11 protein-coding genes are annotated in these 13,306 nt (G+C 46.7%); all 11 read left to right on the top strand.

Going from position 1 to position 13,306, the window contains the following annotated elements:
- Positions 1-12: 12 nt before the first annotated feature.
- The 11 genes from AMJAP_RS15825 (at position 13) to AMJAP_RS15775 (ending at position 13,246) form a co-directional block, all read left to right on the top strand.
- Positions 13-1,170: an ABC transporter substrate-binding protein gene (locus tag AMJAP_RS15825; RefSeq protein WP_040405012.1), complete on the top strand. Its 1,158-nt coding sequence runs from the start codon at positions 13-15 to the stop codon at positions 1,168-1,170.
- 9 nt (positions 1,171-1,179) lie between these two features.
- Positions 1,180-4,041: an ATP-binding protein gene (locus tag AMJAP_RS15820; RefSeq protein WP_019623092.1), complete on the top strand. Its 2,862-nt coding sequence runs from the start codon at positions 1,180-1,182 to the stop codon at positions 4,039-4,041.
- Positions 4,025-6,160 carry a putative bifunctional diguanylate cyclase/phosphodiesterase gene (locus AMJAP_RS15815; protein ID WP_019623091.1) on the top strand — a complete coding sequence of 712 codons (2,136 nt, stop codon included), beginning with the start codon at positions 4,025-4,027 and terminating at the stop codon, positions 6,158-6,160. The genes AMJAP_RS15820 and AMJAP_RS15815 overlap by 17 nt, the downstream gene beginning before the upstream one ends.
- A gap of 219 nt (positions 6,161-6,379) precedes the next feature.
- A complete protein-coding gene (locus tag AMJAP_RS15810) occupies positions 6,380-6,691 on the top strand; it encodes a PepSY domain-containing protein (protein ID WP_019623090.1) in 312 nt (103 codons plus the stop codon).
- A 5-nt stretch (positions 6,692-6,696) separates the two neighbouring features.
- Positions 6,697-7,371 (top strand): response regulator transcription factor, encoded by a 675-nt coding sequence (locus tag AMJAP_RS15805; protein WP_019623089.1) that lies wholly within the window; start codon positions 6,697-6,699, stop codon positions 7,369-7,371.
- Complete coding sequence (locus tag AMJAP_RS15800; RefSeq protein ID WP_019623088.1) at positions 7,368-8,732, top strand: sensor histidine kinase; 1,365 nt, start codon at positions 7,368-7,370, stop codon at positions 8,730-8,732. The genes AMJAP_RS15805 and AMJAP_RS15800 overlap by 4 nt, the downstream gene beginning before the upstream one ends.
- Positions 8,719-9,366, top strand: a complete 648-nt coding sequence (locus AMJAP_RS15795; protein ID WP_201356391.1) for a hypothetical protein — start codon at positions 8,719-8,721, stop codon at positions 9,364-9,366. The genes AMJAP_RS15800 and AMJAP_RS15795 overlap by 14 nt, the downstream gene beginning before the upstream one ends.
- Positions 9,367-9,370: 4 nt before the next feature.
- Entirely contained in the window at positions 9,371-10,432 is a 1,062-nt protein-coding gene (locus tag AMJAP_RS15790) for a hypothetical protein (RefSeq protein WP_019623086.1), read from the top strand.
- Complete coding sequence (locus AMJAP_RS15785) at positions 10,410-12,056, top strand: ABC transporter transmembrane domain-containing protein (protein ID WP_019623085.1); 1,647 nt, start codon at positions 10,410-10,412, stop codon at positions 12,054-12,056. Before AMJAP_RS15790 ends, AMJAP_RS15785 begins: the two co-directional genes overlap by 23 nt.
- On the top strand, positions 12,040-12,918 hold the full coding sequence (locus AMJAP_RS15780; RefSeq protein WP_019623084.1) for an alpha/beta hydrolase: 879 nt from the start codon (positions 12,040-12,042) through the stop codon (positions 12,916-12,918). Before AMJAP_RS15785 ends, AMJAP_RS15780 begins: the two co-directional genes overlap by 17 nt.
- Complete coding sequence (locus AMJAP_RS15775; RefSeq protein ID WP_156815258.1) at positions 12,854-13,246, top strand: hypothetical protein; 393 nt, start codon at positions 12,854-12,856, stop codon at positions 13,244-13,246. The genes AMJAP_RS15780 and AMJAP_RS15775 overlap by 65 nt, the downstream gene beginning before the upstream one ends.
- Positions 13,247-13,306 lie beyond the last annotated feature (60 nt).

The raw sequence follows: 13,306 nt of genomic DNA, 5'->3' as shown, positions 1-13,306 counted from the left end.
ATAAGTGACACTATGGCACAACAGGGAAAGCAGCAGCTGAGGCTATGGCTGACAGGGATAGTGTTATTAATGTCCTGTTTTTATTCACCTCTTCGAGCCGCGGAAGTTGATAGTCAACCCTGCCTGAATCAGGGAGAGAAATGGCGTCTGGCTTATTATCAGGGTGGCGACTATCGTGATTATTATCAGTATCTTAGAGTAACTGCTGAGGGATTGATGGAACAAGGTTGGCTCAGCCCAAAAACGATTCCTAGCCAGCTTTTGTCCGCTCGTGAATTGTGGGATTGGTTGAGAGTTAATGTTGAAAGTGACTATATCGAGTTCTTGTCCGATGGTTTTTACAGTGCGGACTGGGATAGAGAGTATCGAGCAGAACTACGCGAACAGGTAGTCGGTCGATTGCAAAAGGCTGGCGAAATAAATCTTATCTTAGCGATGGGTACCTGGGCGGGTATTGATATAGCCGTTGACAAACATTCGGTGCCGACGATGGTGATCTCTGTAAATGACCCTCGAAGTGCTGGGTTGGTTCAGGACGATGAGTCATATCGGCATATCTATGTTCCTGAAGACCCTCAGCGATATGAGCGGCAGGTGACCCTGTTTCATGATCTGATTCGTTTTGAGACCCTCGGGGTTGCTTTTGAAGACAGCTTTGAAGGCCGAAGTTATGCCTCAATTGAGACAATTGAACGACTGGCTGAAGAACGAAATTTTCAGGTAATTAGTTGCCATACACAGAGTGATATAGCAGATCAGATTCAGGCGGAACAATCTGTTATCGATTGCTTTAATGAGCTGGCAGAACAAGTGGATGCAATTTATGTGACGGTGCAGGGGGGGATTAACAATCATACTACTCCTGTACTGGTCGATATCGCCAATCAGCACAGTATTCCAACCTTTTCTCAATATGGCCATGATGAGGTTAAGTTGGGTTACCTTATGAGCCTGTCCCAGGTGGAAGGGTTTAGGGATGAAGGACGATTACTTTCCCATACGGCCGGGAAAATATTAAACGGCGGAGAGCCTGCATCCTTGATGAATGTTTCCGCCGAAGCTGACAGGATTACGCTAAATCTTAAAACGGCGGAGCAGATCGGACTGTATCTTGATGCAGAAATGTTGGCGGCTGCAGATCAACTTTATTGGCAGATAGAACAACCCTGAGTACTGAGTATGTTGTCCAGTTTTAAATTTAAAATTATAGCGCTTGTTGTCGCGGTGTTACTCGGTACCGCAGCTGGCGTTATGTATTTTACCCAACGGGATGTGGGTCAGGCGATGTTGTTCGCTGAACAGAAATCAGCTTTGAATGTACTCCAGCTTGCTGACCTGAATATCCGTGCTGGATATGATCAGCTCGTTTCCGAAAAAGTGGACATTCTCCATAAAATAAAAGCAGATATGCGCCAACTTACCCGCCTGGGGCAGTCGGTTTTAGATAGTTATGCTCAAGTAGCAAAGCCTGATCAATTGAGTGAAGAGGCAGCGAAAGAAGCGATTCTTAAGTGGATTGGAAGTGTCGATTTTGATAACGGTGACTTGATTCTGTTTGATTCAGATGGCGTCATTGTTGGTGCAACAGATAGTGGACTTACACTTACTTCCATTGCTGGCTTACGAGACCTGAAAGGAAGACAGCTACATCAGTCGATGCGCTTTGACCGCCTTGATCCTAAAGGTGATAGCGGTATTTTTTACTGGCATAAGCCAGGCCATCCTAAAGGTGATAAGTATATGGGGTATTTTATCCCTGCCGCCAATTGGGATTGGACGCTGGCTATTGTGGTTAACTTTTCTGGTGTTGAGCAGCAAAGTCAGCAAAAGATGAGCGTGATAGTAGATGCGCTACGTACCACGTTTAATAAGCTTCAGGTCGCTAAGACGGGTTACGCTATTTTGTTTAATGGTCATCAGGATGTGCTGATAGAGCCGCCTTTGCAACGCTTGCAGGGGGGGATTACTACGGATGATCTTGACTGGAGCCAGGCAGGCGTCCTCGAACAGATTATTGAGGCTCACCAAAGAGGTGAGAACTCTATTCGTCACCATAGCCCCTTTACCGGCGGTCGACAGGTACAGGTCTACTTTAGCTACTTTAAGGCATTCGATTGGTATTCCGCTGTTGTGGTTCCTGTTGCAGAAATCTCTGCACCAGGGCGTACCGTTGTTGCCCAGCAAAGTCTGATTATCGGGTTGATATTTATGGTTAGCATCGGGGCGGCCTTCATCCTGGTGTTTCGGATGGCGCGACCCTTAAATATCCTTGCATCTTATGCCAAATCGTTACCTGATCAGGACTTCATCAGGCCTGCGGATCAGAGTCAGAAAGTGGTGAGTCTTGCTCAGAAAAACAGGGATGAAATAGGCCGTTTGGCTGAGTCATTTTTATTTATGGAGATGGCTATTAGAAGCACTATTCAACAAGTGCATAAAGAGAAAGAGAGTGCGATTAAAGCCAGTCAGGCGAAAAGTGAATTTCTGGCCACGATGAGTCATGAAATTCGTACGCCGATGAACGGGGTTCTTGGCATGACTGATTTAGTGCTAGAGACCAGTCTAACTGAAGAGCAGCGTCGCTTCATGGAGATGATTCGATACTCTGGAGAGGGACTGTTGGACATTATTAATGATGTTCTGGACTTTTCAAAAATTGAAGCAGGAAAGTTGAAATTAGATTGCCAACCGTTGAATCTTGCTGAGCTGATTCAGACACAGGTAGCCATTCTGGACCCTCAGGCACATAAGAAAAATCTATCACTTATTTGCCATCTACCACCCGAACTTGATGTCGTGGTATTGGGCGACGCGATGCGATTGCGACAGATATTAACGAACCTGATCGGTAATGCGATCAAGTTTACCCTGCAAGGAGTGGTTGAAGTAACGGCTGTTGTGTTTGAAAGAAGCGAGCAGAATATTTCATTCCAACTTAGGGTCGCGGATACTGGTGTGGGTATCGCGCCGGAACATCAATGCGTCATCTTTGAATCGTTTTCTCAGGCAGATAGTTCAACTACCCGGAATTTTGGTGGCACAGGTCTTGGCTTAGCGATCTCCCGGCAGCTAATCGAGATGATGGGCGGAACGATCGACTTTTCCAGTGAACCAGACAAAGGGACAACTTTCTGGTTTGGCCTGAGTATGGCAAAAACAGATGAGACTCCCAGACAGGAGTTGCCGGAACTTCGTCAGCTGGCCGAGCTGGATACTGTTTCCGGACGTGTTTTGCTGGTGGAAGATCACCCGGTGAATCAGGAATATGCATTGCAGGCGCTCAGTGGTTTGGGCGTTACGGTTGATACTGCTATTAATGGAGTAGAGGCATTAAAGATGCTGCAGCAGGCCGATTATCAGTTGGTGCTGATGGATTGCCAGATGCCCGAAATGGATGGTTATCAGGCGACGAAGGAGCTCCGGCGTTTGGAATTAGAAAAACAGTTACCCCACCTTCCCGTGATCGCCTTAACGGCTAATGCGATGGCTGATGATAGGGCGAGATGCTTGCGGGCGGGTATGGATGATTATCTGGCAAAGCCGTTTAATAAGCGGCAGATCAGCCTGATTCTGAAACGATGGCTGGGCGGAGGTGGTGAAGGCTGTGCTGAACCAGATGCACTATACCTTGCTGAGCAAACATCATCTTCTACTGGTGAGTATGCGGAGCAGATGGGTGAAGTTGATTCAGAGGTCATCTCGCAACTGATAGAGATGGATACCAGTAGTGTGTTCTTACAGAAAATTATTGCAGCATACCTGGAAAAGTCACCTGATGATCTGGCCAGGCTTAGTAAAGCGGTAGAAGCAGGGGATTCCGAGATGCTTCGTGTAGCGGCTCATAGCTTTAAATCCAGTAGCTACAATCTTGGGGCAATGAAGCTGGCTGAATTATGTAAAGCGCTGGAACAGGTTGGCAGGGATAAAACTCTGGAAAAGTCTGAAGAACTGCTGGCTCAGATTGAAGCTGCCTATCTTAAGGTAAGCCAGACATTACTTACAATAAGTGAAAAAGAAGGTGAGTATGTCTGTAGTGAGTGACGTAGTCCCTGTAACTTGCCGGGTGTTAGTCGTTGATGACGACCTGACCGCTCGTTTATTAGCTACTCAGTCTTTGCAACAGGAAGGCTTTGAAGTTCTGTTGGCTGATAATGGCGTATCAGCATTGAGAATATTCCAGGAGGCTCAGCCTGATATCGTGCTGATGGACGTTGAAATGCCTGAGTTAAATGGCTTTGATGTCTGTCGTCAGTTACGTAGTTTGCCCTGTGGCAAGCTTGTACCTATCCTGATGGCGACAGGACAGGATGATGTTGATTCTGTGCGCGAAGCTTATGCGGCTGGGGCGACAGATTTCGTTACTAAGCCGTTTAATTGGAAAATTCTCGGTCACCGTCTTAGCTACATGATTCGGGCCAGCAATATGACGGAACAGTTGCGCCAGTTGCAAGTGAGTGAGGCACGCCTGGGTAATGCTCAACGGATTGCCCGATTGGGAAACTGGGAGTGGCATGTCAGTAGCGGTGAAGTGTATTGGTCCGATCAGTTCTATCATCTGTTAGGTGTGCAACGGGGTCGGGCGACACCAGGTTTCAGATCATTCTTACGGTGTGTACCGGCTAATGAACGCTGCCAAATCAGGCACTGGTTAAAAGAGCAACTTAACTGCCATTATTCAGGCTTTATGGCCGGTATTAATCATAGTATCAGCATTCCCGGGCGTGACCTGATGAATATGCAACATCAAATAGAAGTGTTCTGTGATGATAAGGGAAAGCCAACTCTGATTGCTGGAACCATGCTAGATGTGTCAGAGCTTAAACAGGCCCAGGATCAAATTCTGAAACTGGCCCGTTTTGATAGTTTGACCGGACTGGCGAATAGAAGTGTTTTCAGTGAACGAGTTAAGCTAGCAATTGACATGGCTGACCGAAAGGGGTTTCTGGGCGCCGTGCTTTTTCTGGATTTGGACAACTTTAAGCGTATTAACGATACATTTGGCCATGGCATGGGGGATCTTTTACTACAGGAGGTCGCTCGCAGGATATCTCAGAGTGTCAGTAGCAATGATAAGAACTGCCCATTAGTTGCTCGTTTTGGTGGTGATGAGTTTACCGTTTTATTACCTGAAATAGACCAGATCAGCGATGCAGAGGTCGTTGCTCGTCGTATTTTGGAATCTATAGGCTTGGTTATTGATTTGGCGGGTCATGAGGTTGTAGTAACGCCGAGTATTGGTATCGCTATTTTTCCTCATCATGGTGAAGATGTAGATAGCCTGATGAAAAATGTTGATGCGGCGATGTATTTTGTTAAGCATGCCGGTAAAAATGGTTATGAGTTGTTTGTAAAGTCGATGAATGTTGTGGCTAAGCGACGCTTAGAGCTAGAAAGTCATTTGCGGCATGCCATTGAGTTGAACGAGTTATCGTTAAACTACCAGCCTCAGGTAGAAGTAACGAGCGGAAGAATTATCGGAGTTGAGGCGCTGTTGCGGTGGAATAGTCAGGAGTTAGGGTTTGTTTCACCGGTCGAATTTATTCCGGTAGCAGAAGAGACTGGCCTTATTTCGCCGATTGGGGAATGGGTGTTACGTGAGGCATGTCAACAGGCCCGGGTATGGCAAGAACAGGGGCTTCCCCGGATCAGGGTTGCGGTAAATCTCTCAGTACGACAGTTTGCTAAGCAAAATCTGGAAAAACTGGTGAGTCAGGTTCTGCTGGATACGGGCTTACCTGTAAACTGTCTGGAGTTGGAGATTACAGAAAATATGCTGATGGATGATGTTGAAGGGTCAGTTGAAACCTTGCATCGACTTAAAGCTTTAGGAGTGCAATTAGCGATAGATGACTTCGGTACCGGGTATTCGAGTCTTAGCTATCTGAAACGCTTTCCAATTGACCGACTCAAAGTAGATCGTTCCTTTATTACCCATGTTACTACCGATCCAGGCGATGCATCGGTAACACAGGCGATTATAGCTGTTGCTCATAACCTCGGTTTGAGTGTGACCGCAGAAGGTGTAGAAGAAAAATCCCAGCTGGAGTTTCTTAGGGAATTACATTGTGAAGAGATCCAGGGCTACCTTTTTAGCAGGCCACTCAAAGCCGATGATCTTGCCCAGCTATTAGATAGCAATAACGGCTATATAAGGGTCTGAAAAGGCCTGGTTTTATTCGATCTCATACTATGGGGTTACTTGAAATCCAAATTCTCACTGGAGAATGAATATTAAGGATCTCTGATCCTTTGATTTGTCATCTTAAGTCGTTAATTTTTTGTCATATTTGCATAAACTTCAAAATTCTCTCTTTTTTAAGTTTCATTTAAGTTTACCCGACTAAACTACTTTAAAACTTAGATAGTAATTAATATCAATATGCCCTATTTAGTTAAAACATTACTTCTGTCGCTGGTGTGCTTCGCTGTCGGTGCGAATGCTGACCCGCAGGATAAAGTTGATCCTGATAGCGCTGCTGAATTGGTTGATAAAGGGTTGATTGTATCGCTGGATCAACTATTGGCGCAGCACTCTGTGCTGACACGCAACCGAATGCTTGATTTAGAACTTGAGCAGAGTGATGGAGAATTTACTTACGAGATAGAAGTACTTCATGCTGATGGGCATGTCAGTGAATATGAATTTGATGCAGTGACCGGTGAGTTGCTACAAGAAGTATTCGGAGAATAGTCGTCATGCGGATTCTGATAGTAGAGGATGATGTCAAATTAGTAGATCAGTTACGTAGTCAGCTGCAGAATGCGGGTTACGTAGCTGAAGTTTGCTATGACGGTATGAGCGGCTCTATATGGATTCGAGAGGGCGTTTTCGACGCTATCATTCTGGACTTAGGGCTGCCAGAAAAACCAGGTCTTGACGTACTTCGGGAGATGCGGGCAGAGCAGAATACGACTCCGGTGCTGATTCTTACTGCCCGTGATAGTTGGCAGGAACGGGTTGATGGACTAAAAGCGGGTGCCGATGATTATTTGGGGAAACCCTTTTTTATGGAAGAGCTTGTTGCTCGATTAGAAGCGCTTATTCGTCGGCGCCATGGCAAGGTCACCCAACAATTAGAGTACGCAGGAATCTGTTTAGATCTTGATACGCATATTGCTCGTAGCCCTGAAGGTGTTGAATTCCAGTTAACCGGTATTGAATTCAGGTTACTGCGATATTTGTTGATGAATCCAGGTCGATTGGTGAGTAAGTCGGTATTGTCAGAGCATGTTTATGAAGAGGAGTTGGTGCGGGATAGTAATGTGATTGAGGTCTATATCAACCGCTTGCGACAACGGTTTGGTAAGCAGTTTATCAAAACACGGAGAGGACAGGGTTACTGTCTGCAAGCAGAGGGTTGTGAGTCATGAATCTGACGTTGCCTTCACTGGAGCGACGTATTCGACGTGGCTTAATCCTGTTGGTGGTGCCTGCGTTTATTCTACTGCTTTTTATTCTTCACAATGTCATGCATCGGATTACCAGTGAGTATATTGGTTCTCGTTTGGGACATGATGTCGAAAATATCATTACGGCAATTGAGTGGTCTGATGATCGTTGGCAGATTAATGAAAATCGTGTATCAGAGATTTATAAGCGGGTCCGGACGGGCCACTATTATGTTATTAGCTGGGACGGTGGAGAACTCCGCTCACGAAGTCTCTGGGATGCTAAACCCGAGGTGACCTTGCTTTCACCAGGCGAAGCGACTCAATTCAGAGTGCCGGGTATAGGTGATGAGCATTGGTTAGTCTGGCAACAAGGTGTCCGTAAACAGGGGCGAGATATTACTATCTGGGTCGCTGAAGATATTAGTACGTTTGTTGCCCGACAGAATGAATATGAGTACTACCTGTTGACTATTTTAGTGGCTCTAACACTGCTTATTCTGTTGCTGCAACGGCGTATTTTACAGTGGGGATTCGGTACTCTTAAACCGCTACAGAATGCTTTGTTGAGAGGTAAAGTCAGTGGCGCGGTCAATCTGCCTGAAGGTATCCCCCAAGAGGTAAAGCCACTGGCTGATGCTATTGAGCGGTTGGTTGATCATTCAGGTAAACAACTGAGCCGGTCAAGAATGGCAACCGGTAATTTGGCTCATGAGCTGAAATTGCCACTGCAACACCTACAGATGTTATCTGAAGCGGCTGAGTCTTCAGATAACCGCGAAAGTCTGCGGCAGATTTATAGTCAGCTTCAACGGCGCATTGAAAGTGAATTACGGCGCGCCCGGATTTCAGGCTCTCCTGCACCGGGTGAATTATTTAATCCCCGGGAAGAGTTGCCCTATCTGGTTCAGTTATTAAATCAAAAGCGTGGTGACGGTGAAATTGAGCTGACCCAACAATTACCGGATGATGCTATTCCATTTGATCGTGACGATATGTTGGAGCTGTTGGGTAATCTGCTCGATAACGCCTGGCGGTATGCCCGTTCAAGAGTGTTACTGAGTATCAGAGAGAATAGGGGAAGCTGGACTATGATCGTCAGCGATGATGGTCCCGGTATTCCGGTCGATCAGATGAATAATATGATCTGGAGAGGTACCCGGGCAGACGAGCAGGGTGAGAATAATCATGGTTTAGGTTTGTCGATCTGTAATTCAGTGGTCAGTAGTTACAACGGTCGAATGAGTCTCAATGCGGGTAGATTAGGCGGTTTGCAGGTGATTATTGATCTACCTCAGTCGGTTAGTGAAACTTTTGAAGAGGGGAGAAATGATGCGGCATAAAACGATATCCAGGTTTGCCTCGTTAATTTTTTTGGTGCCTGCGCTTGCAATGGCAGGGCTTAAACCGGGTAGCGTTGTCATCTATACCGATGGTGATGTTGAGAAACTTGTAGAACAGAATCAGGAATGGAGCCTCTGGGAAGATCAGCGTAATCGTCGTTACAAACGCTCCTATCTGCCTTACTTTCCGGTACTTGAATACCGTCGCTTTAAAGAGGCGCCCAGCGGTTATGATCAGTTTGTCCCTGATATTAGTGCCGTTGAATTAAAACCGTTTAGTTCCCGTGAATCTGTAAAGTTTAGTCTGACTCGTAAAGATCTTATCAAGGGAACTCGAAGTCGCCTTTGGCGTTGCAGTTATGCAGGGCAAAGTAGTTATCGCCTGAGTAAACAGGATCTGGTGACCCAGGATTACAGTTGTACCCGATATGTGATGGATAAGCTGCATACACAAAAATTCCGTGAGAAGCTGGTTGTCTCTTATTCGCCAACACTAAACCTGGTGGTAAAGCAGGTTAAGACAAACAGACGGGGTAAAGAGACCCATGTGGCAGTGAAACGGATTCTCACTCCAGAGCGAGCTACCGCAAAACGTATTGCCCGCACTGTTTATAAACTTCATACATCCAGGTGAAATTATGATTAATCGAATAGCTAAAGCTAAACGCAGCTATATTACCCGGAACGTAGACCTGGCTGTGGCAACTTCAGTTTGTCAGGGTAAACCTCGCTCAGGTGACCTGATACTGGCTCGGGTGGACCGGATTCGTAACCATACCCGTTTGGAAAATGAAGCAGGACGGCGTGAACATCTCTACCCTGGGGACGAAATTATCGTAGCAGCAGCGGATCGGTATGCTACCGGGCAGTTTCATGCCCGGGTTCCGGCTGAGTTAGGTGCATGTCATCTGGTTGCGGCGGGCGGTATTGCGGCTGAAGTAAGTCAACGTAATAAAGGCATCAAAGCGGCGACGGAGATTACGGCGCTTGGATTGCTCTGTGATATGCAGGGTGAAGTGGTAAACCTTAAGCAGTTTGCGCCATTGAATGAACAACCATTTAAGTCAATTAGTTTAGAACGCTTGCCCACGTTGCTGATTATGGGGAGTGATATGAACAGCGGCAAGACTACCCTGGCCTGTGCAGCAGCCAATGGGTTTCGTCAGGCGGGCTATAGGATCTCTGCGACCAAGCTAACCGGAACGGGGGCGGGACCTGATTATTGGCGGATGAAGGATGCTGGTGCGGATCGGGTGATCGATTTTCTGGATGCCGGTTATGCATCAACAGTCGGAATGACGCCGCAAGAGCTGGTGGATATATTGTATCGTTTTAAAGCAGATGCTTTGCAACAGAATTCGGATCTGCTTATCGTCGAAGTCGCTGATGGCGTTCTGCAACCGGAAAATCGTGCGTTACTTGAGTCCGAAATTTTCCTTGATGAGATAAGTGCCGCGTTAATTGCTGCTGATGGTGCTATTGCCGCCACGATGACCGCTCAGACGGTTTTGCATGCCGGGATTAGTGTTTTAGGCGTAGGCGGGTTGATCTCTAAATCGCCGCTTAGCTGTGACGAGGCAAGAAATAGTCTGGGATTACCGATCCTTGAACTGGACGATTTTCATCGTGATGTAACCCGTGATTACCTTCTGGGTAGTCTGTTCGGGGCGGAAAATTATGCTACCGCGCATTCTGGCTAATAAACGCTGGCAGTACCTTTTACTGCTGGCGGCGACAGGGATCCTACAATCTTTTTGCCTGATATGGTTGATCGGTTGGGCGCGTGATATTGCTGAGGGAGGAGTTGAACAACAGCACGTTTTATCATGGGGAATTGGGATTGTCGCTATTCTGTTTTTGGCGGCGGGACGTTATGTTGAACGATTTTATGCGGAGCTGCTGGCGCAACGATATATCTTTGTATTACGGCAAACCGTATTCGAAAAATCGCAATGTTTACCCACTAAAGATTTTAGAGTCGCTGATAAAGGGGGCACTATGTTGAGGCTGACGGGTGATATGACGGCGATTCGAAACTGGATTGTACAAGGAATGGCACCTCTCATTGTTATTGGTCTATGGTTTAGTTTGTCGGTGATAGCGTTAGCACAGTTGCATTACCTGTTAGTGGCAGCCTTGATATTACCGGTCTTAATAGCGTTAGTAGGAAACTACCTGTTAGGACGTTTTCTATTCACTCAATCTGAACAGTTGCGTCGTCGTCGGGGAGAGATGATCCGCAATGTTACGGAAAAGTTACGCCAGCTCCCTCTGATTCGAGCCTATAACCAATCGGCGAAAGAGTCCCGCCGTTTTGCCCGGCAATCAGAAAGACTAATGACGAGCCAGATTCGGCGTGCACGGATATCTGCCCTGATGCGGGGAGTGAACGAAGCGGTTTTACTGTTTGCTATGTTAGCCTTGATTAGTACAGGATTGTATCTGCAGCAAAAAGGCGTATTGAGCGGTGAATATATGGCGGTATTGATGACCGCAGCGCTGTATTTATTAGGTCAGCTTCGCCGGTTAACCCGGTTATATGAATTCTGGACGCTGAAAAAAGTTGCCGAAAAGAAATTACGACAGTTTTTATCCCGTGATACCCATGCAGAAGGCCGACGCAGCAGGCTTAAGGGGACATTTAAGCTTGAACTGCAACAGATCGCCAGTGAAGGGCGTCTGCTTCCTCAATCCTATCTGATTAGCGCCGACAGCCGAATTCAACTGAGGGGTCTCTCAGGGAGTGGTAAAAGTACACTGCTATCGGTAATTGCTGGGTTGACCCGGGTGTCAGGTGGACGAATCTTGTTATGTGATAAACCTTATAAGAGTTATCGGACCCGGCTGATTAGTCAGCAGATCAGCCTCGTTAGCTCAGATCTTCCATTACTCAGGGGAAGCCTGAAAAAAAATCTTCTTTATGGTGCGCGGTCATTTACTGATGATGACTTAAATAAAGTACGTGATCTTTGTCATTTAAATAGTTCGCATATACTGCCAGACGACCTGAAAGCACGTATCGAAGAGGGCGGAGCTAACCTTTCCGCTTGTCTGAATTATAGGATTATGCTGGCTCGGGCGTTGTTGCGTAAGCCGGCTTTATTACTTCTGGATGAGGATGTGGCGCATCAGAGCTCGGTTGTTCAGGAGGTGATTGGGGACGTTGCTCGGGTATATCCGGGAGCGATGATACTCTGCGCTGACTTTCAGGGCGTCGACAAGATCTGTCCACAACGCTGGTTTTTAAACAGCGCTGATGAACAGGCTGACAGCGTTGAAAACAAGAATGTTATTCCAATGGAGCACTATGCGAAAGGTAAATGAGCAGTTGCCTCTTCCGGGGGAGGTGCAGAAGGTGATCTTTCCCGCTATCTCCGGTTTACCTTTCTGGCTGTATCAGCCTGTAAAAGTCCGGAACATGCAGCGCATTTTGGTGGTAGTGCATGGGATATCCAGAGATGCTAAAGAGCAGCTTGATTGTTATCGTGTTTTGGCAGATGAGCTGGGTTGCTGGCTGGTGGCTCCGCAATTTAAAAGCCAGAATTATCCCCGCTATCAGCAACTATGCGCAGGCTCTGGTCAGCCCCGTGCGGATGTCGCCTTGAATAGTTTTTTAGCGCTTTGGCGAGGTATGCATGGCCAGCCCTATCTTAAAATATGGCTGGCGGGTTATTCAGGAGGGGCACAGTTTGCACATCGGTATGCTCTACATCATCCGCAACAAATTGCGGCGATGGTGTTAGGGAGCGCCGGTTGGTACAGTTTTCCTGATCAAAATATTAAGTACCCAAGAGGTATTACCCGAACGCAAGCTTTAGGCCCGGTTCGGCTGGATGAGATGCTGAGTATTCCGATGCTGGTTACCGTAGGGGATGAGGACAACTTAAGGGATAGTAGTCTACGAACCTCAAAAAGCTTGGATCAGCAACAAGGGCGAAACCGACTTGAAAGAGCGCTCAGCTGGTGCGGATCAATTCGTCAATTGCAGCAGGAAAAAACAGAGAATCCTGTTCAATTGGAAGTACTGAGCGGACAAGGTCATAATTTTTATAAAAATATGCAGCAGGGGGGAATGGCAGCATCAGTACTGCAGTTTCTCCTGCAAAGTGAGGGAAGTAATAATGCGAAGAATACGGATTCTATTGATAGGTGCACTGGTCACCGCTATCTCCGGGTGTCAGGTTAAAGAGGAAAGCACTCAACTGACGTCTACAGAGCTTCAGCACCTGTTCAGTGAACGAACCGTGGAGTCTTATAACCTGGTGAATGGCTCAAGCAGTTTTACTTATTATAAAAATGATGGAAAGGTTTTGCAGAAGCGCTACTGGGAAAAGCGGAGTGGTAGCTGGCGGATCACTGATAATATGATCTGCCTGCAAATGGAGCATAAATCAGAAAGCTGTAGAGCTGTGTATCTGGAGGGTGATCGTTATTACAAATATCGGACTGATGACCAGGGACAGCCCCAGAAAATTATTCGCTATCGTCAATTTCTGACCGGAAATCGAATATAGTCCGGATCGTTTTCACCGTATCCTTAAAAGCCTGAGCGGCACGGGAACGGTGTTAATGAA

Origin of the sequence: Amphritea japonica ATCC BAA-1530, from assembly GCF_016592435.1 — a bacterium.
Classification (GTDB): domain Bacteria; phylum Pseudomonadota; class Gammaproteobacteria; order Pseudomonadales; family Balneatricaceae; genus Amphritea; species Amphritea japonica.
The sequence above is the reverse complement of the archived record's forward strand: the minus strand, read 5'-3'. Positions and strand labels throughout refer to the sequence as shown.